This window comes from Microbacterium sp. NPDC089321, from assembly GCF_040684935.1.
GTDB lineage: Bacteria > Actinomycetota > Actinomycetes > Actinomycetales > Microbacteriaceae > Microbacterium.
This window is the reverse complement of the sequence record NZ_JBFBGX010000002.1, coordinates 570,690-592,471: the sequence shown is the minus strand read 5'-3', so window position 1 is coordinate 592,471 and position 21,782 is coordinate 570,690. Positions and strand designations below refer to the sequence as shown.

Sequence of the window (21,782 nt, the reverse complement as noted above, 5' to 3'; positions counted from 1 at the left end):
GTGGCGGTAGTCCTACGCGCCGACGAGAGACGACACGAACACGTGGGGGGTGAAGCCGGTGAGATCGTCGATGCCCTCTCCCTGGCCGAGCAGCTTGACGGGGATGCCCGTTCGCTCCTGCACGGCGAGCACGAACCCGCCCTTGGCCGAGCCGTCGAGCTTCGTGATGACCAGCCCGGTGACGCCGGCATGCTGCAGGAACGACTCCGCCTGCATGACTCCGTTCTGACCTGTCGTGGCGTCGAGCACCAGAAGGACCTCGCTGATCGGAGCCTGCTTCTCGACCACCCTTCGCACCTTCGACAGCTCGTCCATCAGACCGCTCTTCGTGTGCAGACGGCCGGCGGTGTCGATGATGGCGATCTCGATGCCCTGGTTCTTCGCGTACTCGACAGTCTGGAATGCGACGGATGCCGGGTCCTGTCCCTCGTGCTGCGGTCGCACGATGGCCGCTCCCCCGCGCTGCGCCCAGGTGGCCAGCTGCTCGACGGCAGCCGCGCGGAAGGTGTCGGCGGCACCGACGACCACGCTGCGCTCGTACCCCCGCAGGAACTTGGTGAACTTGCCGATGGTCGTTGTCTTGCCCACGCCGTTCACGCCGACCACCAGCACGACAGCCGGACGCTCGGTGAGCTTCAGGGTGGTGTCGAACTTCGCGAAGCGCTCTTCGAGGGTCTCGCGCAGCATGCGCTGCAGGTCGCGCGGATCTGTCGTGCGGTAGCGGTCGACCTTCTCGTGCAGCTCGTCGAGCAGCTGCTCGGTGATGTCGGGACCGAAGTCGGCCGTGATCAGCGCCGTCTCGAGGTCTTCCCACGTCGACTCGTCGATCGTGGGCTTGACGAACATGCCGCGCAGCGCGCGACCGAGGGACCAGGACTTCTCCGCCATGACTCCAGCCTAGATGCCCGTATGGGCGCAGCATCCCCGATGCGGATCAGGCGGACGCTGCGGCTCGGTCGCCCACACGCTGGCCGACCACCGCCGAGACGCCGTCCTGCCGCATCGACACGCCGTAGAGCGCGTCGGCGATCTCCATCGTGCGCTTCTGATGCGTGATCACCAGCAGCTGCGAGCTCTCGCGCAGCTGCTCGAAGACCGTCAGTAGACGGCCCAGATTGGCGTCGTCGAGCGCCGCCTCGACCTCGTCGAGGATGTAGAACGGGCTGGGCCGGGCCTTGAAGATCGCGACGAGCAGGGCGACAGCCGCGAGAGACCGCTCACCACCCGACAGCAGGGAGAGCCGCTCGATCTTCTTGCCGACCGGGCGCACGGCCACCTCGATGCCGGTCGTCAGCATATTGTCGGGATCGGTGAGCGAGATGCTGCCCGAGCCTCCGGGGAACAGAAGCGGGAAGACCTCGCCGAACGCCTGCTTCGTGTCTTCGAACGCTGCCGCGAAGATCGTCTGCATGCGCTCGTCGAGCTCCGCGATGATCGTGAGCAGGTCCTGTCGAGTCTTGGTGAGGTCGGCGAGCTGCTCGGTGAGGAACGCATGCCGCTGCTCCAGAGCGGCGAACTCCTCGAGCGCGAGCGGGTTGACCCGGCCGAGCTGAGCGAGCTTGCGCTCCGCCTCTCTCAGACGACGCTCCTGGACGCGCCGGTCGAACGGGATGACGGCGGCCTCATGGTCGTCTTCATCATCTGTCTCCGCGCCTGGATCGCGCGGGATCGGCTGATCCGGGCCATATTCCGCAACGAGAATATCTTCTTCGAGTGCCAGCTCCGACGCCACTCGATCAAGCAGGCTGGTCACGTGGAGCTTCTTCTCGTGGATCTGGAGCTCGAGGCCGTGGACGCTCTCGGTGAGGGCGGCGAGACGGTCTCGCAGCGCGGTCTCCTGCTTGCGCAGAGAGACGAGCTCCTCATTGTGCGCCGAGCGCTCTGCCTCAGCCGCGGCGAGGGCGACGCGCGCCTCGCTGACGGACCGGTCGATCGAGTCGAGCACGCGGGGCAGCTCTTCGGCGACGGCCGATGCTGCGGCGCGCTGCCCGCGGCGGATCACCGCCCGTCGCGCTGCCTCCGCGGCGGCGTCACGCTCCTGTTCGCGCTGGCGCTCGAGGGCGACGACCCGCGCCTGCGCCGCACGCACGCGTTCCCGCAGCGTCTCGATCTCGAGCCGTGCTCGCACCTCTGATTCACGAGCGGATTCCAGCGCCTCGAGGAGTCCATCGCGCGCGGAGGCGTCGAGCACTGGGCGCGGCTCGGATTCGGCGGCATGGAGCTCGGTCTTCGCGGCCCCCGCCTTCTGCTCGGCGTCCGCGACGGCGGACTGCGCCTGCGCGAGACTCGTCTCGAGGCGATCGCACTCGGCGACCGCAGCCTCGTGCTGCACGGTCACCCGGTTGACCTGCTCCGCATGGTTCGCAAGCGCCGCGTCGTGCTCGCGCAGCGCTCTCAGTGCATCCTTCGCCACGCGGCGCGCGGTCTCCACGCGATCTGTGGCGTCGATGCGGGCCTCTCTCAGAGCATCGACGATCGTCCTGACCTCGGCGAGCCGCTCGGCTGCGGCGTCGCGCTCCGCGGCGAGCTCGAGTCGCGAGGTCTCCCCCGATCCACCGCGCAGGGTATGTGCGGTGACGACCTCGCCGTTCTTCGTGACGATGGTCGATCTGTCGTCGCCCAGCTCGTCCAGCGCCGCCCTCGCCGTGCGCGCCGCCGCGAGGTCGTCGGCGATCAGCACGGCGGCGAGCAGCCCGCGCACGCCGTGGGGTGCGTCGACGACGTCGATGGCAGGCACGACACCGCCGGCACTCGTGCCGATCGCCTCGGCGGCGACCGTGCCCTCGGCGATCACGAAATCGACCGTTCCCCTGGTTCCCTCGGCGACGAGAGCGAAGGCCACGTGCGGCTCATCGACGAGCACCCCTTCGGCGAGCGGTCCGAGCACGGCGGCGACCGCACCCTCGAATCCAGCCCTCACCTGCACCGCATCGCCCACCAGCCCGCGCACACCGGGCACACCGGATGCCACGATCTCGGCTGCTCCGCCAGACAGCGAGAGCGCGCTCGTGAGCGCGGCGGCCTTGGCGGTCAGCGAGTCCGCCTCTCGCTCCGCTTCATGCAGTCGCTCCCGCAGGGAGTCGCGCTCGGCCTCGGCCGCCGTGACCTCCTTCTGCGCAGCGTCGTACGCGGCTGCGAATTCGGCCGCAGAGCCTTCAGGGGCGTGGGCCTCGTCGATCGCCTCCAGCGCGTCGGCCGCTTCCCGACGCCGCTGGTGCGCCGACTCGAGGGCCTGCTCCTGTCGCAGCACGGCGCCGCGCACGGCGGCGAGTGCCGAGGCGGCGGCGTCGGCGTTGCCGCGCAGCGTGCTCAGGCGCATGTCGTACTGCGAGACCAGCGCGCTCTGCTCGGCGATGTCGACGTCTAGGGTGTCGAGCTCGGCGCGCGCGTTCACGACCTCGCGGCTGGCCGCGACCGCGGCATCCTGTGCATCGCCGAGCCCTTCCGAGATGCGCGTGACCTCGTCTGCCGCCTCGTCGATCGTGTCCTGCGTGACGGTGATGGCGGTGACAGCATCGTCTTCCTCGCTGCCGAGCAGGGCGAGGCGCTGATTCGCGAGCGTGTAGAGGCTGCGCATGCGCTCCTGCGACTGCTCCAGAGCGAATGCGATGCTGCGCGCGCGGTCGACGGCGGCCGAGTTCTGCTGCTGCTCGAGACGCTGGATGCCCGCGCGCACGCCGTCGGCCTGCTCGGAGAGCACGAGTCGCTCGGTGTGCCGCTCGTGCTCCGTGCGCGTGTGATCGGCGAGGGCTGAACGCAGGGCCACCACGTCGTCGGCGAAGAGCCTCGCCTTGGCATCCCTGACCACGGCGGCGATCGTCTGCGCCTCCCGCGCGATCTCGGCCTGGCGTCCGAGCGGCTTGAGCTGGCGTCGGATCTCACCTGCGAGGTCGCTGAGCCTGGTGAGGTTGGTCTCCATGGCGTCGAGCTTGCGGACCGTCTTCTCCTTGCGGCGACGGTGCTTCAGGATGCCTGCGGCCTCTTCGATGAAGCCCCTTCTGTCCTCTGGCGAAGCCTGCAGCACGGTGTCGAGCCGGCCCTGACCGACGATCACGTGCATCTCGCGGCCGAGCCCCGAATCGCTGAGCAGCTCCTGCACGTCGAGAAGGCGGCAGCTCGACCCGTTGATCGCGTACTCGCTGGAACCGTTGCGGAACAGCGTGCGGCTGATCGTCACCTCGGCGTAGTCGATGGGCAGGGCGCCATCGCTGTTGTCGATGGTCAGCTGCACCTCCGCGCGGCCGAGCGGCCCCCGTGTCGAGGTGCCGGCGAAGATGACGTCCTCCATCTTGCCGCCGCGCAGGGTCTTGGCCCCCTGCTCCCCCATGACCCAGGCGAGGGCGTCGACGACGTTCGACTTGCCCGAGCCGTTCGGCCCCACGATGCACGTCACCCCGGGTTCGAACACGAATGAGGTCGGCTGGGCGAACGACTTGAAGCCCTTCAGCGTCAGGCTCTTCAGATGCATGCCGGCGCCTTCGGGGTCATGGGATTCACGGGTGAGACGCTACCGGAAACAGCCGGAATGACGGGGATTCCGCGCCGCTTCAGGCTCATTCGCCGCCTCTGACCCCGACTCGCGACACGCCGATGCGAAACGAAATGCTTGACGCGGGCTGTGAATCTTCACTAGCGTTACGTCCGATCACAAGAGAGGGGGTCACCGATGATTACGAACAACAACGCCGCTTGGTTCTTCACCAAGTCGCCAGTGCGCGCGCCATACGCCGCCATGTCGGTGACCTTCGCCCGTTCTCAGGGCTAGAACCACCCCGCCTCTTCCGATTTCACAGACGCCTCGGTGCGTCTGATCGATGATCGCCGTCGCCGCCTTTCCGGCAGCCGACCACCGCCCGCATTGCGGGCCACGCCCGTCAGCATCCTGACGCCGGGCCGAACTCCGTATCGGCCCGCCTCTCGGCGATGCTGCGTCCCCGGGCGCCGACTCCGCCGTCCGCGGCGGTGGCTTCGCCCAGCCATCCCTACAGAAAGCGCACACATCGTGAGCACCGTTCTGCTGACCGATCACCGGCAGCAATCGACATCCATCCATCCGCCGGATACCGAGGGTCGTCAGACCATCAGCATCCCCGACCGAGACGATCTGCAGCGTCTGACGCTCGCCGACCGGCTCTCCTTCCGAATCGGACTCTGGCTGCTGCAGCGCAGCACCAGGGCCCGTGCGACCGCCACCACTCTCACTCCGGATCTCGACCGCCGGCCCATCCGTGAGACCGAAGCGATCAATCTGCTGGCCTGGGGCCTGCAGCGCAACATGCTCTGAGAGGCAGATGATGTCCATCACCCTTCCCGCCGGCGCGACCCTGCGTCCGCTCGAGCTTGCCGCCCGAGCGGACGCGGGGCCGTCCCCCGCTGTTCGTGCCTACGCTGCTGTCCGCAACGAGATGCTCGTCGAGACCACCGGGCGCGACGACGACTGTCTCACGGCCTCCGAGCTGCTGTCGACGCTCTCGTCCACGCCCGACCGCGATCGACGCCATTGGGCCATCGAGCTCGACGGCGACACCGTCGGGCGCTGCGCGCTCGACATCGTGCTGGATGACGGCGGCGAGACCGCGTTCGTGACCGTCGCCCTGCTGCGTCGTGCGTGGGGCCGCGGCATCGGACCAGCCGCGTACGCTCAGGTCGAGACGGTGGCGCGGGATGCCGGCGTGCGCAAGCTGCTGAACTGGTCGGAGCACCACGAGGCCGAGGCATCGCTGCCCCGGCTCGACTCCCCCACCGGTTTCGGGTCGGCTCCGCTCGACCGCACGGCGCGCTTCCTTCAGCGCGCGGGCTTCCGCCTCGAGCAGGTCGCCCGCGGGAGTGCGCTGGTCTGGGATGAGGGCACGGCGGATCGGCTCGCGGCGCTTCGTGACGATGCGGCCGCACATGCGGGTGACTACCGCGTGGTGCAGTGGACGATCCCCACCCCCGACGAGCACATCGACGGGTACGCGTGGATGAAGTCGCGCATGTCGACCGACGCGCCGGACGGCGAGCTCGGCATGCCCGAGGAGACCTGGGACGCCGATCGAGTACGCCGCCAGGATTCCCGCATCGCCCAGCGCGGCTGGTCGATGCTGGTCACGGCAGCTCAGCATGTGACGACGGGCGAGCTGTGCGCGTTCAACGAACTCGCGATCGGCGAAGACCCGACGGCCGGTTCGCACCAGTGGGACACCCTCGTGCTGTCCACGCACCGTGGACACCGACTCGGGATGCTGGTGAAGACCGCCGGGCTGCTCGCCTGGCGCGCGCGTCACCCGCTTTCACCCCGCGTCACCACGTACAACGCCGAGGAGAACCGGCCGATGCTCTCCATCAACGAAGCCGTCGGCTTCACCCCGATCGCCTATGAGGGCGCCTGGAGGAAGGACCTCACATGAGCATGACCACGACCACCGACGGGACCTCTGCGGCTCTGACGATCACCGCGCTGACGGTTCCAGAGACGCTCGACAGCCCGGATGCGACGGAGTTCCACTCGTTCGTCGCCCTGAACAACGCGATCTGCCTGAGTGACACGGGCATGCGCGATTTCGATCGCAGCGCCGAGGAGATGCTGCCGCACTGGCGCGAGAGCACCGACGAGGTGCATCTCACGCTGCTCGCCCGCGAGGCGGGCGAGATCGTCGGCGCGGTGACGGTGAGCCACGCGACGGCGGAGCCCACCAGCGCCGAGGTCGACCTGATGGTGCTCCCCGACAACTGGGGACGCGGCATCGAGACGGCGCTGCTCGCCGCTGCTGAAGCCGAAGTGCGTGCACTCGGCCGCAAGGTGATCCAGGCCTGGACGCTGCACCGGCCGTCTCCTGGCGAAGCGCCGCTGGTTCCGAAGACCGGCTGGGGGCGCGTCTCGCGCACGCCGCACGCTCAGCTGCTCGCCGACGCCGGCTTCACACTCGAGCAGGTCGAGCGCAACAGCGCCTTCGACCTGCAGGGCGATCTCGCTCCGATCGAGCGGATGCTCGCCGATGCACTGGCCGTCGCGGGTTCCGAGTACGAACTGGTCGAATGGACGGTGCCGACCCCGCCCGAGCTGCGCTCGGGGTACGCGTGGGCACTGTCGCGGATGTCGACGGACGCGCCGAGCGGCGATCTCGAGATCGATGAAGAGATCTGGGACGCGGATCGCATCGCGAGACGAGATGCACGATTCGTCGACGGCGGGCAGACCGTCTCGGTGTCGGCGGTCGAGCACGTGCCGACAGGAACGCTCGCCGCTTTCAACGAGCTCGTCACGGGCAGCGATCCCGAGGGGGTGACCCATCAGTACTGCACCCTCGTGCTCAAGGAGCACCGCGGACACCGCCTGGGCCAGATCGTGAAGTGCGCCAACATCCTGAGGTGGCGGGGAATCGCGCCGCGGTCGCCGCGCATCACCACGTTCAACGCGGAGGAGAACCGCCCGATGCTCGACATCAACGAGGCGATGGGCTTCGCTCCAGTCTCGTACGCGGGCGCCTGGCAGAAGAAGCTCGAGTGAATCATCCCGGAGGATGATCCCCCGACCACGGGATCATCCTCCGGTGCGATGATCCGGCGGTGTGCCCAGGCGGATGCTGGATTCATGACCGATCCCGTGCTCTCCGCTCGAACTCTGACCAAGTCCTATGGTGCGACTCGCGCTCTCGCCGGTGTGGATGTGGAGGTGCGCCGGGGCGAGTCTCTCGCCATCATGGGCGCGTCTGGTTCGGGCAAGACGACACTGCTGCACGTGCTCGCCGGCATCGTGAGCCCTGACGCCGGAACAGTGTCCTTCCATCCCGCCTCCGGTGCGCCGGTCGATGTCACCGCCCTCGGCGAATCCGCACGGTCGGGGTTGAGGCGCGAGCGCTTCGGCTTCGTGTTCCAGCAGGGACTGCTGATCCCTGAGCTGACCGCGATCGAGAACGTGGCGCTGTCTCTCATGATCAACGGCATGAAGCGACCTGCGGCCATCACGCATGCGGCCGGCTGGCTGCAGTCACTCGGACTCGCGGGCATGGAGGAGCGCCGGATCGGCGAGCTGTCGGGCGGGCAGGCGCAACGCGTCGCGATCGCTCGCGCGCAGGTCACCGGGGCTGAGCTCATCTTCGCCGACGAACCGACGGGAGCACTGGACTCCTACACATCGAGCGAGGTGATGGATGCGCTGCTCTGGTCGACCGCCGGCCAGGGACGCACGCTGGTCGTCGTGACGCACGATCCTCAGGTCGCTGCCCGCTGCTCGCGCACGCTGTCGATGCGCGACGGCGCGATCGTCTCGGAGGTGCAGGCATGAACCCGGGCGTGATCCGGATGCTGCTCCGCCCTGCCCCGGGGAGTGCGGCGACCGTCGTCATCCCCGCGACCGCGTTCGCGGTCGTCACCGCCCTCGTTCTGACAGTCGTCGGCGGTGCGCAGTCGTTCTGGACGTGGGACGGCGAGTACGCGGAGATGTACCAGGTGCTCGCCGCCGTCGCGTTGGTGCTGCTCGTGATCCCGCTGGCCTCGCTCGAGGGTGCAGCGGCCCGCCTGTCGGCGCGGCGGCGCGACGAGAGGCTCTCGACCCTGCGTCTGCTCGGCGCGACTCCTGCTGCGGTCGGCGCGCTGACCGTGATCGAGTCCACTCTGATCGCCGCCGCAGGCGCGATTGTCGGCGTGCTGGGTCATCTTCTGCTCTCGCCTCTCATCGGTCTCATCCCGTTCCGCGGCGCGGCTCTCGGCGCGTCGGCCGTGCTGCTTCCACCCCTGCAGATCGTCGCGATCGCCACCGGCGCCCTGCTGCTCGCTGCGGTCAGCGCGATTCTCGGGTTGCGCAGGGTCGTGATCTCGCCTCTCGGCGTGCGGATGCGCGCGCAGGCCTCGAACGTTCACTGGTTGCGAGCCGTACTCGCCCTCGTGGCGCTGGCCGCGGCGTTCATGCTCGCGCAGCTTGTGCCGGCGCTTGCGGGCACGGTGTCGGTGACGGTGCTGCTCGCGGCCCTGTTCGGCGGGGCGCTCGCCCTGCTGAACCTGATCGGCCCGTGGGCGCTGAAGGTCACATCGCGTCGTCAGGCCAAGACCGCGGCGACGGCAGTTCGCCTCCTCGCTGCGCGAACAGTGCTGGACGATCCCAAGGCCGCGTGGCGCCAGGTGGGCGGCATAGCGATGGCCAGCTTCATGGCGGTGTTCGCCGGCACGGGTGTGTCGCTCATGAACTCCATGAGCGCCTCGAACCCGTCATCCGCCGATCTTCAGCTCATCGTCGACATGCGCACGGGCCTGATCATCACGCTGGTCGCATCGTTCCTCATGGTGGCCGCGTCCGTCGGTGTCACGCAGGCGTCCGATGTGCTCGACCAGCGCGGTCTGCACCGCAGTCTGCATCACCTGGGTATGCCGATGCAGACGGTGGACGCGGCGCGCCGGCGCGCGATCATGTCACCGCTGCTGGTCACGGCGCTCGGCTCGGCTGCGTGCGCCGGCATCGTGGTGCTCCCGCTTCTGGGGGCGACGCTGATCATCGCTCCTCTGTCATTGCTCACCATCGCCGCGGTGCTCGTCTCGGGCATCCTGCTCGTATGGCTCAGCACTCTCGCAACGCGCCCGCTGCTGCGACCTTCGTTCACGACGGTGTGACGGCTGCGCTGGCAGACTGATCGGATGATCCTGCGCACACCACGTCTCGAGCTGCGTGAGATGACCGCGGACGACCTGCCCGCGCTGCGCGCCATCCTGCAGGATGCCGAGACCATGACCGCGTACGAAGGGGCATTCGACGAAGAGATGGTGCAGGCGTGGCTCGCCCGAATGCGCGACCGCTACCGCGACGACGGCTTCGGGCTGTGGGCCGTGGTGCTCTCTGGAAGCGGCGAGATGATCGGCCAATGCGGGCTCACGCGGCAGCACATCCTCGACGACGACGTCATCGAGGTCGGCTACCTCTTCAACCGGGCGCACTGGCACCGCGGGTATGCGGCCGAGGCGGCGGCAGGCTGCCGCGATCACGCGTTCGCCGCGCTGAACGTGGAGCGGGTCTGGGCGCAGGTGCGCGACACCAATATCGCCTCGATGAACGTCGCGATCCGGCTCGGGATGACGGTTCGCGGGCGGTTCATGAAGCACTACCGCGGTGTGGACATGCCACATCTGGCATTCGCGGTCGATCGGCCAGCGGTGTCTTGACCACGCTGCCGAGCCGTCGTCGAAGGATCGATCGAGATCGCGCTCAGCGCCTCCGCTGGCAGCGCGGGCAGTAATGGCTCGAGCGGTTCATGAAGGCCTCGCGGCGGATCGGCCCGCCGCACCGCGGGCACGCCTCTCCCCCGCGGCCGTACGCGTTCAGACTGTGTGCGAAGTACCCGGCCTGTCCGTTCACATTCACGTACTGCGCGTCGAAGCTCGTTCCGCCCTCTGCGAGTGCCTTCTCGAGCACCAGACGCACCTCGGCCATCAGACGACGCAGCGCCTGCACCGAGATCGCCGTGCCGTGGGTCTCGGGGTGGATCCGTGCGGCCCAGAGCGATTCGTCCGCGTAGATGTTGCCGATGCCGCTGACCAGCGTCTGATCCAGCAGGATCCGCTTGATCGCACTTGACCGACGGCGGACCTTCATGATGAACATCGTCTCGTCGAACGCCGGATCGAGGGCATCCCGAGCGATGTGCGCGACCTGCGAGGGCACGCGGGCGTCCGCACTGCCGTAGCCGCCGGGGGCGGAGTCCGGAGTGGGCAGCAGCCTGTCGACCGCCAGCGAGCCGAAGGTGCGCTGATCCGCGAAGACGACCGCGAGCACGCCGTGAGCGGCATGCTCGACGCGCAGCCGCACGCGCTCGTGACGCTCGAGCGGCGCGTCCGGATCCCGCAGCAGCATCTGGCCGCTCATGCCGAGGTGCGCGACGAGGGCCTCCGACTCTCCTGCTCGGTCTGCGAGGGGCAGCCAGAGGAATTTGCCTCGTCGGGCCGCACCGAGCACGTCCCGGCCTTCGAGCCGACCGACGAAGTCAGCGGCGTCGAGCGGATGCCTGGTGAGCGCGCGCTCATCGAGCACGTCGACCGACAGCACTCGCGCACCGGTGACAGCAGGGGCGAGGCCGTGGCGTACGACCTCGACTTCGGGAAGTTCGGGCACGCCGACTCAGACCCGGTCGCTGAGCTGTCGCCAGGCAGTGAGGGCTGCGGCCATCTCCGCCGTCTTCTTGCTCGTGCCCACACCGGTGCACGCCAGATCGCCAACCCGAACCGTCGCTGTGAAGACGCGGTCGTGGTCGGGGCCGGCAGACTCGACCGAGTACACAGGCGGTGTCGACCCCAGCCGTGCCGCGAGTTCCTGCAGGCTCGTCTTCGGATCCATCGCCGCGCCATAGCGCTCGGGGTCGGCCAGCAGCGGCTCCGTCAGCCGCAGCACCAGCTCGGTCGCAGCATCCGGCCCGGCCGACAGGAACGTCGCGCCGAAGACGGCTTCCATGGTGTCGGCGAGGATCGAGTCCTTGTCGCGCCCACCTGTCTGCTCTTCGCCCCGACCGAGGCGAAGGTGCTCACCGAGGCCTATACCGCGAGCGACCTCGGCGAGGGCGACAGTCGACACGACGCTCGCGCGTCGCTTCGCCAGCTCGCCCTCGTCGAGGTCGGGATGCGTGGTGAAGAGCATGACGGTCACCGCGAGACCGAGCACCGAGTCCCCGAGGAACTCGAGGCGCTCGTTGTTCGGGATGCCGCCGTGCTCATAGGCGTAGGAACGGTGCGTGAGCGCCCGCTCCAGCAGCTCGGGATCGATGTCCACGCCGAGCTTCTCGATCAGCGAGGCTCTCCTCGCGAGAATCTCGGTCATGACCGATCCGATCAGGCGTCGGCGACCTTGCGGCCCTTGTACTCGAGGAACAGCTCGGTGCCCTGCGAGTCGGTGACGACCTTCGCCTGGTGGGGGCGGCTGTAGACGACCTTGCCGTTCTCGACGGTCTTGACCAGCGCGGGAGCCTCGGCCTTCCACTGCGCGCGGCGCGAGCGGGTGTTCGAACGGGAGACCTTGCGCTTCGGGGGGTTACCAGCCATGACTAGCTCTCTTCTTTCTCGGCGGGGCGGCTCTCTGCCGCACCGTCCTGGTCTGTGATCTGTCGGAGCGCACTCCATCGAGGATCGATGGGAGCGGGGCTCTCTGCGCCAGTGCTCTCGGTCAGCCTCTCACCCGTGTTCGGGTCGAGACCCGGGCAGTCCGGCTGACACACCGGCTGAAAAGGAAGCGACAACACGATCGCATCCCTGACCAGAGTTTCAAGATCCACGTGGTCGTCTTGAACTTCGAAGTCAGTTTCTTCCTCACCAGGATACGCGAAAAGCTCCTGGAACTCGACTTCGACAGGCGCAGAGATCTCTGTGAGGCATCGACCGCACTCTCCGGAGTACTCCGTGTCCGCCGTTCCCGACACGAGGATGCCCTCGTGCACCGACTCCAGACGCACGTCGAGATCGAGGGTCTCGCCGGCGTCGACCGAGACGATGCCCTCACCCCACTTCTCTGCGAGGGTCACCTCGAAGCGGTGCTCGCGCATCTCTCCCGGCTTGCGGACGATGTCGCGGACGGGAAGGAAGAAGGGGCCGTTCACTCGGGATTTCACCCCGCTATGCTACCCGGCTCAGAGCCCGCGGGCTCCGGTGTCGAGGAACGAGGCGACCACGGGCGGCACGAATGGCGAGACGTCGCCGCCGAGGCCCGCGACCTGCCGCACCAGCGAACTCGACACCATGGCGTGAGCGGGGTCGGGCAGCAGGAAGACGGTCTCGATGTCGGCGAGGTGACGGTTCACGATCGCCATCGGGGACTCGTAGGCCACATCGACCTGCGACCGGATGCCCTTGACCAGCACACCGGCGTCCACATCGCGCGCATAGTCGACCAGGAGGCCCATGCTCCATGACCCGACGATGATGTGACCCTCGATGCCGGCCTCGGCGATCGACTGCTCGAGCAGGTTGAGGCGCTGCGCGATCGGCAGCATCGCCTCTTTGCCGGGGTTGTGCACCACGAGAACGTGCAGTTCGTCGTAGAGACGAGCCGCGCGCGAGATGACATCGAGGTGACCCAGCGTGGGCGGATCGAATGATCCGGGAACGACGGCGATCCGAGAATTCACGACACCAGCCTAGGGCACCGCTTCCTCAGTTCTTGCTGAGTGCCGCCCGGTCGGAGTCGCTCACCCGCCCGGCGATCGCGACGCGGAGTCCGGAGTGATCGAGCAGCGACGGGTCGTCCTTCAGGATGTCGGCCGCGATGTCGCGGGCGTACGCGATGAGCCCCGCATCCTTCACCACCCGAAGCAGACGAAGCGACGACTTGACGCCTGCTTGCGCGGCCCCGAGCACGTCGCCCTCGCCGCGCAGCTCGAGATCCACCTCGGCGAGCTCGAAGCCGTCGAGAGTCGCAGCCACCGCCTCGACCCGCTCGCGGGCGAGTGAGCCGCCTTCCGCCTCTGTGACGAGCAGACAGAGACCGGGGTGCTCGCCTCGCCCCACGCGGCCACGCAGCTGGTGCAGCTGTGAGACGCCGAAGCGGTCGGCATCGAGGATGATCATGGTCGAGGCGTTCGGAACATCGACGCCCACCTCGATCACGGTGGTCGCGATGAGCAGGTCGATCTCGCCGCGCGCGACCGCGCGCATCACGGCGTCCTTCTCGTCGGCGGGCATCTTGCCGTGCAGCACCGCCCGGCGCACTCCGCCCAGCACAGGATGCGTCGCCAGCAGCTCGTCGAGCTGAACGACTCCCCACCGCGGGCCCTTGCCCTCGACGTCGGGAGGGGGCTCGTCGCCGGACTCCCCCGAGTCCTTCGTCGTGTCGATCGCCGCGCAGACCGCGAACACCTGCCTGCCGTCGGCGATCTCCTCGGCCGCGCGCGCCCAGACGCGCTGGAACCACTCCGGGTGCTCGGCCAGCGGCGCCACGTGCGTCTTGATGCCCGCACGACCCGCAGGCATCGACCGGATGACAGACGTGTCGAGGTCGCCGAACACGGTCATCGCGACGGTACGAGGAATCGGCGTCGCCGTCAGCACGATCGCGTGCGGCGCCGTGCCCTTCGCTCGCAGCATCTCGCGCTGCTCGACGCCGAACCGGTGCTGCTCGTCGACGACGACGAGCGCGAGATCGGCGAAGGTCGTCTTCTCCGACAGCAGAGCATGGGTGCCGATCACGATCAGCGACTGACCCGATGCGACCCGCAGCGCGGCCTTACGCCGTGCCGGAGCCGACATCTGGCCGGTGAGAAGGGTCGGGATGAGCTCGGCCGCCATGTCGGGACCGAGCATCTTGGTGATCGAGCGGAGATGCTGAGCGGCGAGCACCTCGGTAGGGGCGATGAGCGCCGCCTGCCCCCCGGACTCCGCGGTCTGCAGCATGGCCCGCAGAGCGACGAGCGTCTTGCCGGAGCCGACCTCGCCCTGGATGAGCCGGTTCATCGGCCGGTCAGCGGCGAGGTCGGCGGCGATCTCGGCGCCCACGCGCTGCTGGTCGGGAGTGAGGGTGAACGGCAGAATGGCGTCGAAGCGCTCGAGCAGTCCACCCGCGCGCGACACCCGGGGAGTCGCTGTGAGCGACCGCACCTGGATCCGCTGCTGCAGCAGGGCGGTCTGCAGCACCAGCGCCTCGTGCATGCGCAGCGTGCGGACCGCGGGGTCGATGTCGGCGCGTCGCCGTGGGCGGTGGATCGACTCGATCGCCTGTCGCGCCGTCAGCAGGCCCTCTCGCGTCCGGATCTCTTCGGAGAGCGGGTCTGGCACGTCGCCGACCTGATCGAGCACGACGCCGATCACCTTGGCGATCTGCCAGCTCTGCATCGCCGAGGTCGCCGGATAGATCGGGATCGGCACGTCCTGCAGCGCATCGGCCTGGCGGTACGCGCTCTCGGTATCGTCGAAGAGCTGGTAGTCGGGATGCGCGAACTGCACCTTGTCCTTGAACATGCCGACCTTGCCCGAGAAGATGCCTCGGCGCCCGACCGACAGCTCCTTCTTCCGCCATTCGGCCTGACCCAGGTTCTTCGCGAAGAAGGTCAGCGACATCTGGCCCACGCCGTCGCCGATGATGACCTCGAGCATCGCACCTCGGCGGTTGCGCATCTCGCGTGCGGTCGCAGAGACCACCTCGCCGACGATCGTGACGGTCTCGCCGATCGGGAGCTCGAGGATGGGCGTCAGCTCACCACGGTCGGCGTAGCGACGCGGGTAGTGCCCGAGCAGCTCGGCCACGGTGGTCATGCCGAACGCCTTGTCGAGGGTCTTGGCCGTGGACGTGCCGACGGCAGTCGTCAGCGGCGTGTCGAGCTCGAGGGGCATGCTCCGAGTCTAGGGAGAACGAGCGACATCCCCGCCGTGTCGTATCGTGATCGGGTGACGAGGATCATCGCCGGCGCCGCGCGCGGCGCACGTCTGGACGTGCCGGGCGCCGGCACCCGCCCCACCAGCGACCGGGTGCGCGAGTCGCTCTTCGGAGCGCTGGAATCGATGGATGCCATCGCCGGCGCGCGCGTGCTGGATCTGTACGCAGGCAGCGGCGCGCTGGGCCTCGAGGCGTGGAGCCGCGGTGCCGAGCGCGTCGATCTCGTGGAGATATCTCGGCCGGCGGCGAACATCGTGGGCCGCAACGCCGCAGTGGTGGCCAAGGCCATGGGTGCGGCGCCCGCGGCGAAGGTGCACCAGAGCGCGGTGCGGGCGTACCTCGCACGCGCGCAGGGACCGTTCGACCTCGTGTTCACCGACCCGCCCTATGACCTCGACGATGCGGCGATGACCGCAGACCTGGTCGCCTTGGCTCCGCTGCTCTCGCCGGACGCTGTGGTCGTCATCGAGCGCGGCAAGCGGGCGACGCCACCGGATCTCGAGGCATCCGGTCTCACGTTGCTGCGAGAGAAGGCCTACGGAGACACCCGCGTGTGGTGGGCGGAGATCGCGGACGGCGGCGCCTGAGTCAGCGTCTTCCCCGCAGTCAGCGCGCGTGGTCCCAATCGCGGTAGGGGTCCCAGCCGGTCTCGGCCACGGGCTCTCCGTCGACGAGCACCGGTGCGCCCGCGCGAGCGCTCACCGTGCCGATCTGCACGAACCCCTCCGGCATCCTGCCTGGAGGGAAAGTCGCGAGCAGACCGTGATCCTCTCCCCCGCCCAGAGCCCGCTCCCGTGCCCCGCCGAAAGCCAGCGCGTCGAGCGCCGCTCCCGAGAACTCGATCGTCACGTTCGACGCGTCAGCCATGCGGGAGGCGTCCAGAGCGAGACCATCCGACACATCCATCATCGCGGTGGCACCGGCATCCGCCGCCGCCGGCCCGAGAGCGACGGGCGGCACAGGGCGCAGCTGCCGGTCCAGCGCGCCCCGCTGCACAGCATCCAGAATCGAGCGTTCGACCGGCACCGGGGACGCTCCCTCGCGGAAGCGGCTGAACAGCAGACCGAGACCCGCGGCGGCGACGCCCAGCTCGCCGGCGAGAGCGACGACGTCGCCCGGCCTGGCACCCGCGCGGGTGACAGCGGCACGTCCACCGAGATCGCCCAGGGCCGTGACCGCGACGACCAGCAGCTCCGAGACCGTCAGATCGCCGCCGACGACCGAGCATCCGGGGGCGAGCTGAGAGCAGCACTCACGGAAGCCGTCGGCCATCGCCTCGACGAACGACAGGCGCGTGTCGGCGGGCACCGCCAGAGACACGAGCAGCGCGGTGGGCACGGCGCCCATCGCCGCCACGTCGGAGAGGTTGACGGCGGCGGACTTCCAGCCGAGTTCGTATCCGCTCGACCACGCGAGGCGGAAGTCGGGGCCCTCGATGAGAGTGTCGGCGGTCGCCACCACAGACCCTGACGGCGCGGCGACCACGGCCGCGTCGTCACCAGGGCCGAGCAGCGCGTGCGACGCCGGCACGGTGCGCGCGAGGATTGCTCGAAGCACCATTCCCTCCGAGATGTCGCCGATGCGCGGGTCGTCGTCGGAACCGGGTGCCATGCCGACAACGGTAGCCTGGAATCATGCTTCGCCGTCTCACCCTGATCACCTGTGCAGCGGCGATGCTCGCTCTGACCGGCTGCTCGACGACCGTCGCGCTGACGCCGGCCGAAGACGCGAACAACCCCCAGTGCGCAGAGGTCACCGTGCGGCTGCCGCAGAGCATCGCCGAGCAGGATCGCCGCTGGACCGACGCCCAGGCGACCGGCGCCTACGGCTCGGACGGCAAGACCACGGTCATCGTGACGTGCGGCGTGACGGTGCCGGGCCCGACCGCAGAGCTGCAGTGCGTGACGCTCGAGGGCATCGACTGGCTCGTCGACGAGTCGGAGGCCCCGAAGATGCGCATGACGTCGTACGGCCGCGACCCCGCCGTCCAGGTGTTCGTCGACACCGAGGTCGTCAGCGCAAACAACGTGCTGACGAGCCCAGGACTCGTCTCGGGCCTGCGAATGATCGATGCCGAGAGCGCCTGCACGACGCCCGACGAGCTTTCCGAGTAGCGCTCCGGTGCAGCCGGGCGCTCAGCGCTCGAGGGCGATCAGCGGCGCAGGCCGCCCTCGATCAGCTCGGTGATGAGGTCGCCGTAGCTCAGGCCAGAGGCGATCCAGCACTTGGGGAACATCGAGATCGGGGTGAATCCGGGCATGGTGTTCAGCTCGTTCACGACGATCTCGCCGTCGGCGGTCAGGAACACGTCGACGCGGGCGAGGCCCTTGCCGTCGACCGCCTCGAACGCGCGCACGCCCACCTGCTGCACCGCCGCGATCTGGGCATCTGAGAGCTCGGCAGGACACACCACGTCGACGCCCTCGCCACCGAGGTACTTGCCCTCGAAGTCGTAGAAGCCGCGGGAGGTGAGGACGATCTCCCCGGGCAGAGATGCCCGCACGCCGTCGGCCGAATCCAGGATCGCCACCTCGATCTCACGACCGACGATGCCCGTCTCGACGAGCACCTTCTCGTCTTCTGCGAACGCGATCTCGAGCGCCGCGTCGAGCTCGCCGAGGTCGGCGACCTTCGACACGCCCACACTCGATCCCGCGCGGGCGGGCTTCACGAACAGCGGCAGGCCGAGCTCGTCGATCGCTGCGCGCAGAGATGTCGAATCCCTCCGCCACACACGCTCGCGAACCGTCACCCACGGTGCGACGGCGATGCCGTCGGCCTCGAGAGCGACCTTCATGAAGTGCTTGTCCATGCACATCGCCGAGTCGAGGATCCCGCCGCCCGCATAGGGGATCTCGAGGGTGTCGAAGAACCCCTGGATCGTGCCGTCTTCGCCGTGCGCGCCGTGCAGGATCGGCAGGACGACATCGACCGTGCCCAGGTCGACCAGCGATCCGTCGGGTGCGACCACCCGCAGCATGCGGTCTCCCCCGGCCTCGGGCCAGCGGATGCGGGTGCCGTTGTCGATGACCTCGGGCATGCTCTCGGCGTTCAGGGTGAACTTCGCGGGGTCGTCCTGCTCGAGCACGAACGCGCCGTCACGGGTGATCCCCACGGGGATCACGTCGTAGCGCGACCGGTCAATCGCCGCCAGCACCCCGCCCGCCGTTGCGGAACTGATCGAATGCTCGCTGGAACGCCCGCCGAAGAGCACCGCCACCGTCTGCTTGTCCATGATTGGTCATCTCCTCCTGAGGAGTGTCGTCGTCGGTGGTCAGGTGCGGCGCGATGTCCCGGGGATCCATGCGTCCGTCGAGCACCATCTTCACCTGCTCCACGATGGGCATGTGCACTTCGGACTCATGGGCGAGCTGCAGGATCGGAGCGACCGAGGCGAGTCCCTCGGCTGTCTGATTCATCTGCTTAACCACATCGTGGAAGCTGTAGCCCTGACCGAGCAGTCGCCCGGCGGTGTTGTTGCGGCTGAGCGGCGACTGGCAGGTCGCGATCAGGTCGCCGAGGCCCGCGAGGCCCTGCAGGGTCTCGGGACGCGCGCCGTTGGCGACGGCGAAGTCGGTCATCTCGACCAGACCTCTGGTGATGATCGAGGCCTTCGTGTTCTCGCCGTATCCGACGCCGTCGACGATGCCGATCGCGACCGCGATCAGGTTCTTCAGCACGCCGCCGAACTCGGTGCCGATGACGTCGGTGTTGACGAATGAGCGGAAGTACCTGTTACGGGCCGTGCGAGCCACAGCATCCGCCGTCTCCTGACTGCGGGAGGCGATCACGGCAGCCGTCGGCTGCTCGCGGGCGATCTCCAGGGCGAGATTCGGCCCGGATGCCACCGCGATGCGGTCCGGATCGCAGCGCAGCTCCTGCTCGATCACCTGGCTCATGCGCAGGCCCGACGAGCGCTCGACGCCCTTCATCAGGCTGATGATCGGGATGTCGTGTCCTGCGAGAAGCGGACGCAGCGCCTTGAGGTTCTCGCGAAGCGTCTGGCTGGGCACCGACAGGTACACCTGCTCTGCCCCCTCGAGCGCGTGAGCGAGCTCGTGGGTCGCGCGCATGGTGCGCGGGAGGTTGATGCCCGGGAGATACTTCGAGTTGCGCTTCGCCTCGTCGATCTCGTGTGCGAGCTCGGGCCGGCGGGCCCACATCGTGACCTGCGCCCCGCCGTCGGACAGGATCTTTCCGAAGGTCGTGCCCCAGCTTCCGGCGCCGACGACGGCCGCACGGGTGCCCGAGGGCTGCGGCGTGCGCTTATGAATCAAGGCGACCCGTCTCCTTCTGACCGTGCTCGCCGGGATTCCAGCGCTTCTCAGGGGCCTTCTCGTCGCGCAGTTCCTCGAGCAGTGCGGTGATGGCTGCCATCAGCCGCTCGGTGGCGGTGTTCAGCACACCGGGGTCGCCCGCACGTCCGCGCAGGTCGGACAGGTCTACGGGGTCGCCGATGAGCACGCGCACGGGCTTGCGCAGCGGCCACAGGCTCAGGCCCTTCTGATAGCGGCCCATGATCTCCTGGGTGCCCCACTGCGCCATCGGGATGAGCGGGAGGTCGCCGGTGAGAGCGAGTCTCACCGCGCCCGACTTGCCGCGCATCGGCCACATGTCAGGGTCGCGGGTGAGCGTGCCCTCGGGGTACACGATGACGCCTCTGCCGTTCTCGACGAGTTCACGGGACTGGGTGAGCGTCTGCCTGGCAGCGGATGCCGACGACGCGCGGGCCACGGGGATCATGCCCGTCTTGCGCAGGATCCAGCCGAGCACGGGAATGCGGAAGAGGCTGTCCTTCGCCATGAAGCGCGGCAGGCGTCCGCTGCGATACACCGCGATAGCGACGATCAGCGGATCGAATTCCGAGTAGTGGTTCGGCGCCAGCACGAACGCGCCCTCGCGGGGAAGCTTCTCGGCGCCGACCACTCTGATCTTCGCCAGCAGCGACACCAGGGGGATGACGATCGCAGCGAGCGGCCAGAAGAGGCTGGGGCGGCTCCGTTCAGAGGCGGCCATCAGCTCATCGGACGACGTCGAAGTCCGCGCCGAGGGCGCGGAGCTTGTCGAGGAACTTCTCGTAGCCGCGGCTGAGGATATCGACACCGGACACCTGCGACTCGCCCTCGGCGGTCAGCGCGGCGATCACGTGGCTGTAACCGCCCCGCAGGTCGGGCACGACGATATCGGCCGCGTGCAGAGGGGTCGGGCCGGTGATCACGGCTGCCTGCTCGAGCTCGCGACGCGGCACACGACGCGGCCCGTCCTGCAGCCCGTGCGGGTGCACCTCGATGTCGGCCCCCATCTTCACGAGCGCCTGGGTGAACCCGAATCGGTTCTCGTAGACGGTCTCGTGCACGATCGAGCGGCCCTCCGCCTGCGTCAGGGCGACGATGAGCGGCTGCTGCCAGTCGGTCATGAACCCCGGGTGCACGTCGGTCTCGACGATGACGGGCTTGAGCTCGCCCTCGCGACGGAACAGGATGCCGTCCTCCTGCACATCGAACCAGCCGCCTGCCTTGCGGAAGACGTTGAGGAACGTGAGCATCTCCTGCTGCTTGGCGCCCGCGACGAAGATCTCGCCGTCGGTGGCCAGCGCGGCGCACGCCCACGACGCCGCCTCGTTGCGGTCGAAGATGGCGCGGTGGTCGTATCCGCGCAGCGTCTCGACGCCCTCGATGAGGATGACGCGATTGGGCTCGTACGAGATGATCGCGCCCATCTTCTGCAGCACCGCGATGAGATCCATGATCTCGGGCTCGATGGCGGCGTTGCGAAGCTCGGTGACGCCCTGCGCGCGCACGGCGGTCAGCAGCACCTGCTCGGTGGCGCCGACGCTCGGATAGGGCAGGTGGATGTTCGCGCCCTTGAGACCGTTGGGTGCCGAGAGACGGATGCCGCTCGGCTGCTTCTCGACGACAGCGCCGAACTTGCGCAGGGCGTCGAGGTGGAAGTCGATCGGGCGGTCGCCGATGCGGCATCCGCCGAGGTCGGGGATGAACGCCTGGCCGAGACGGTGCAGCAGAGGCCCGCAGAACAGGATCGGAATGCGGGAGGCGCCGGCGTGAGCGTCGATCTCCTCGTAGTGCGCGGACTCGACCTCACTGGGGTCGAGCACCAGCGAACCGGGCTCGTCGCCCTCGGTGACGGTGACGCCGTGCACCTCGAGAAGCGAGCGCACCACGGCGACGTCGCTCAGGTCGGGGACGTCACGCAGCGTGCTGGCGGTCTCACCGAGGAGGGTCGCCACCATCGCCTTCGTGGCGAGGTTCTTCGCACCCTTGACGTCGACGCGCCCGCGCAGCGGCCTTCCACCGCGGATCGCGAGGACGGATCCGGCTGGAGCCGGAACCCGGTCGTCTACAGCAACTCGCGGCGGTGTCGTCATTCGGGCCTCATCTTCTTCGGGACGTCGTGGCGTTCGCCGCGATGTCTGCGTATCTACGGCGGATGCCGCGGGGCTTGTGGC

Annotated in this window: 21 protein-coding genes; 8 read left to right on the top strand and 13 right to left on the bottom strand. The window is 68.6% G+C overall.

The features are described 5' to 3' along the window. Positions 1 to 12: 12 nt before the first annotated feature. Positions 13 to 888, bottom strand: a complete 876-nt coding sequence (ftsY, locus tag AB0N59_RS10840) for a signal recognition particle-docking protein FtsY (protein ID WP_363482760.1) — start codon at positions 886 to 888, stop codon at positions 13 to 15. A 46-nt stretch (positions 889 to 934) separates the two neighbouring features. After that, positions 935 to 4,468 carry a chromosome segregation protein SMC gene (gene smc / locus AB0N59_RS10835; RefSeq protein WP_363482757.1) on the bottom strand — a complete coding sequence of 1,178 codons (3,534 nt, stop codon included), beginning with the start codon at positions 4,466 to 4,468 and terminating at the stop codon, positions 935 to 937. A gap of 534 nt (positions 4,469 to 5,002) precedes the next feature. Here smc and AB0N59_RS10830 point away from each other — a divergent pair. The 6 genes from AB0N59_RS10830 (at position 5,003) to AB0N59_RS10805 (ending at position 10,131) form a co-directional block, all read left to right on the top strand. Continuing rightward, the gene (locus AB0N59_RS10830) at positions 5,003 to 5,284 is read left to right on the top strand and encodes a hypothetical protein (protein ID WP_363482755.1); all 282 of its coding nucleotides are present in this window, start codon (positions 5,003 to 5,005) and stop codon (positions 5,282 to 5,284) included. A gap of 10 nt (positions 5,285 to 5,294) precedes the next feature. Continuing rightward, positions 5,295 to 6,389, top strand: a complete 1,095-nt coding sequence (locus AB0N59_RS10825; protein ID WP_363482752.1) for a GNAT family N-acetyltransferase — start codon at positions 5,295 to 5,297, stop codon at positions 6,387 to 6,389. Next, positions 6,386 to 7,489, top strand: a complete 1,104-nt coding sequence (locus AB0N59_RS10820; RefSeq protein WP_363482749.1) for a GNAT family N-acetyltransferase — start codon at positions 6,386 to 6,388, stop codon at positions 7,487 to 7,489. Before AB0N59_RS10825 ends, AB0N59_RS10820 begins: the two co-directional genes overlap by 4 nt. Before the next feature lie 84 nt (positions 7,490 to 7,573). Next, on the top strand, positions 7,574 to 8,266 hold the full coding sequence (locus AB0N59_RS10815; RefSeq protein WP_363482747.1) for an ABC transporter ATP-binding protein: 693 nt from the start codon (positions 7,574 to 7,576) through the stop codon (positions 8,264 to 8,266). Then, positions 8,263 to 9,585: an FtsX-like permease family protein gene (locus AB0N59_RS10810; protein ID WP_363482744.1), complete on the top strand. Its 1,323-nt coding sequence runs from the start codon at positions 8,263 to 8,265 to the stop codon at positions 9,583 to 9,585. Before AB0N59_RS10815 ends, AB0N59_RS10810 begins: the two co-directional genes overlap by 4 nt. Before the next feature lie 24 nt (positions 9,586 to 9,609). Then, positions 9,610 to 10,131 (top strand): GNAT family N-acetyltransferase, encoded by a 522-nt coding sequence (locus AB0N59_RS10805; protein WP_363482741.1) that lies wholly within the window; start codon positions 9,610 to 9,612, stop codon positions 10,129 to 10,131. Positions 10,132 to 10,174: 43 nt separating this feature from the next. Here AB0N59_RS10805 and mutM read toward each other — a convergent pair whose 3' ends face one another. From mutM to AB0N59_RS10775, 6 genes are read right to left on the bottom strand one after another with little or no spacing between them, the layout of a single operon-like run. Continuing rightward, positions 10,175 to 11,077: a bifunctional DNA-formamidopyrimidine glycosylase/DNA-(apurinic or apyrimidinic site) lyase gene (gene mutM / locus AB0N59_RS10800; protein ID WP_363482738.1), complete on the bottom strand. Its 903-nt coding sequence runs from the start codon at positions 11,075 to 11,077 to the stop codon at positions 10,175 to 10,177. Between the two features lie 6 nt (positions 11,078 to 11,083). Next, positions 11,084 to 11,776, bottom strand: a complete 693-nt coding sequence (gene rnc / locus AB0N59_RS10795) for a ribonuclease III (RefSeq protein ID WP_363482735.1) — start codon at positions 11,774 to 11,776, stop codon at positions 11,084 to 11,086. 11 nt (positions 11,777 to 11,787) lie between these two features. Beyond that, complete coding sequence (gene rpmF, locus AB0N59_RS10790; protein ID WP_172989695.1) at positions 11,788 to 11,997, bottom strand: 50S ribosomal protein L32; 210 nt, start codon at positions 11,995 to 11,997, stop codon at positions 11,788 to 11,790. Positions 11,998 to 11,999: 2 nt separating this feature from the next. After that, the gene (locus AB0N59_RS10785; protein ID WP_363482730.1) at positions 12,000 to 12,548 is read right to left on the bottom strand and encodes a DUF177 domain-containing protein; all 549 of its coding nucleotides are present in this window, start codon (positions 12,546 to 12,548) and stop codon (positions 12,000 to 12,002) included. Positions 12,549 to 12,578: 30 nt separating this feature from the next. Then, complete coding sequence (coaD, locus tag AB0N59_RS10780; protein ID WP_363482727.1) at positions 12,579 to 13,076, bottom strand: pantetheine-phosphate adenylyltransferase; 498 nt, start codon at positions 13,074 to 13,076, stop codon at positions 12,579 to 12,581. Between the two features lie 25 nt (positions 13,077 to 13,101). Then, positions 13,102 to 15,273 (bottom strand): ATP-dependent DNA helicase RecG, encoded by a 2,172-nt coding sequence (locus tag AB0N59_RS10775; RefSeq protein ID WP_363482724.1) that lies wholly within the window; start codon positions 15,271 to 15,273, stop codon positions 13,102 to 13,104. Positions 15,274 to 15,327: 54 nt separating this feature from the next. On the opposite strand from AB0N59_RS10775, the gene rsmD reads away from it, so the two are divergent. Then, positions 15,328 to 15,903, top strand: coding sequence for a 16S rRNA (guanine(966)-N(2))-methyltransferase RsmD (rsmD, locus tag AB0N59_RS10770; protein WP_363482721.1), 576 nt, complete (start codon positions 15,328 to 15,330; stop codon positions 15,901 to 15,903). A 19-nt stretch (positions 15,904 to 15,922) separates the two neighbouring features. Here the strand turns inward: rsmD and thiL are convergent, their stop codons facing one another. Then, a complete protein-coding gene (gene thiL, locus AB0N59_RS10765; RefSeq protein WP_363482718.1) occupies positions 15,923 to 16,927 on the bottom strand; it encodes a thiamine-phosphate kinase in 1,005 nt (334 codons plus the stop codon). Positions 16,928 to 16,950: 23 nt separating this feature from the next. On the opposite strand from thiL, the gene AB0N59_RS10760 reads away from it, so the two are divergent. Continuing rightward, entirely contained in the window at positions 16,951 to 17,430 is a 480-nt protein-coding gene (locus tag AB0N59_RS10760) for a DUF3515 family protein (RefSeq protein ID WP_363482715.1), read from the top strand. Between the two features lie 38 nt (positions 17,431 to 17,468). Here AB0N59_RS10760 and AB0N59_RS10755 read toward each other — a convergent pair whose 3' ends face one another. From AB0N59_RS10755 to murA, 4 genes are read right to left on the bottom strand one after another with little or no spacing between them, the layout of a single operon-like run. Continuing rightward, a complete protein-coding gene (locus AB0N59_RS10755) occupies positions 17,469 to 18,551 on the bottom strand; it encodes a D-alanine--D-alanine ligase family protein (RefSeq protein WP_363482712.1) in 1,083 nt (360 codons plus the stop codon). Then, positions 18,457 to 19,593: an NAD(P)H-dependent glycerol-3-phosphate dehydrogenase gene (locus AB0N59_RS10750; protein ID WP_204976423.1), complete on the bottom strand. Its 1,137-nt coding sequence runs from the start codon at positions 19,591 to 19,593 to the stop codon at positions 18,457 to 18,459. Before AB0N59_RS10750 ends, AB0N59_RS10755 begins: the two co-directional genes overlap by 95 nt. Then, entirely contained in the window at positions 19,583 to 20,332 is a 750-nt protein-coding gene (locus tag AB0N59_RS10745; RefSeq protein WP_363482708.1) for a lysophospholipid acyltransferase family protein, read from the bottom strand. Before AB0N59_RS10745 ends, AB0N59_RS10750 begins: the two co-directional genes overlap by 11 nt. Positions 20,333 to 20,336: 4 nt before the next feature. Then, positions 20,337 to 21,701: a UDP-N-acetylglucosamine 1-carboxyvinyltransferase gene (murA, locus tag AB0N59_RS10740; RefSeq protein WP_363482705.1), complete on the bottom strand. Its 1,365-nt coding sequence runs from the start codon at positions 21,699 to 21,701 to the stop codon at positions 20,337 to 20,339. Positions 21,702 to 21,782: the final 81 nt, after the last annotated feature.

Excerpts from the sequence above, each read along its gene's own strand:
- ftsY (WP_363482760.1), bottom strand. The coding sequence starts at position 888 with ATGGCGGAGAAGTCCTGGTCCCTCGGTCGCGCGCTGCGCGGCATGTTC.
- smc (WP_363482757.1), bottom strand. The coding sequence starts at position 4,468 with ATGCATCTGAAGAGCCTGACGCTGAAGGGCTTCAAGTCGTTCGCCCAG.
- AB0N59_RS10825 (WP_363482752.1), top strand. The coding sequence starts at position 5,295 with ATGTCCATCACCCTTCCCGCCGGCGCGACCCTGCGTCCGCTCGAGCTT.
- AB0N59_RS10820 (WP_363482749.1), top strand. The coding sequence starts at position 6,386 with ATGAGCATGACCACGACCACCGACGGGACCTCTGCGGCTCTGACGATC.
- AB0N59_RS10815 (WP_363482747.1), top strand. The coding sequence starts at position 7,574 with ATGACCGATCCCGTGCTCTCCGCTCGAACTCTGACCAAGTCCTATGGT.
- AB0N59_RS10810 (WP_363482744.1), top strand. The coding sequence starts at position 8,263 with ATGAACCCGGGCGTGATCCGGATGCTGCTCCGCCCTGCCCCGGGGAGT.
- AB0N59_RS10805 (WP_363482741.1), top strand. The coding sequence starts at position 9,610 with ATGATCCTGCGCACACCACGTCTCGAGCTGCGTGAGATGACCGCGGAC.
- rnc (WP_363482735.1), bottom strand. The coding sequence starts at position 11,776 with ATGACCGAGATTCTCGCGAGGAGAGCCTCGCTGATCGAGAAGCTCGGC.
- rpmF (WP_172989695.1), bottom strand. The coding sequence starts at position 11,997 with ATGGCTGGTAACCCCCCGAAGCGCAAGGTCTCCCGTTCGAACACCCGC.
- AB0N59_RS10775 (WP_363482724.1), bottom strand. The coding sequence starts at position 15,273 with ATGCCCCTCGAGCTCGACACGCCGCTGACGACTGCCGTCGGCACGTCC.
- thiL (WP_363482718.1), bottom strand. The coding sequence starts at position 16,927 with ATGGCACCCGGTTCCGACGACGACCCGCGCATCGGCGACATCTCGGAG.
- AB0N59_RS10760 (WP_363482715.1), top strand. The coding sequence starts at position 16,951 with ATGCTTCGCCGTCTCACCCTGATCACCTGTGCAGCGGCGATGCTCGCT.
- AB0N59_RS10755 (WP_363482712.1), bottom strand. The coding sequence starts at position 18,551 with ATGGACAAGCAGACGGTGGCGGTGCTCTTCGGCGGGCGTTCCAGCGAG.
- AB0N59_RS10745 (WP_363482708.1), bottom strand. The coding sequence starts at position 20,332 with ATGGCCGCCTCTGAACGGAGCCGCCCCAGCCTCTTCTGGCCGCTCGCT.
- murA (WP_363482705.1), bottom strand. The coding sequence starts at position 21,701 with ATGACGACACCGCCGCGAGTTGCTGTAGACGACCGGGTTCCGGCTCCA.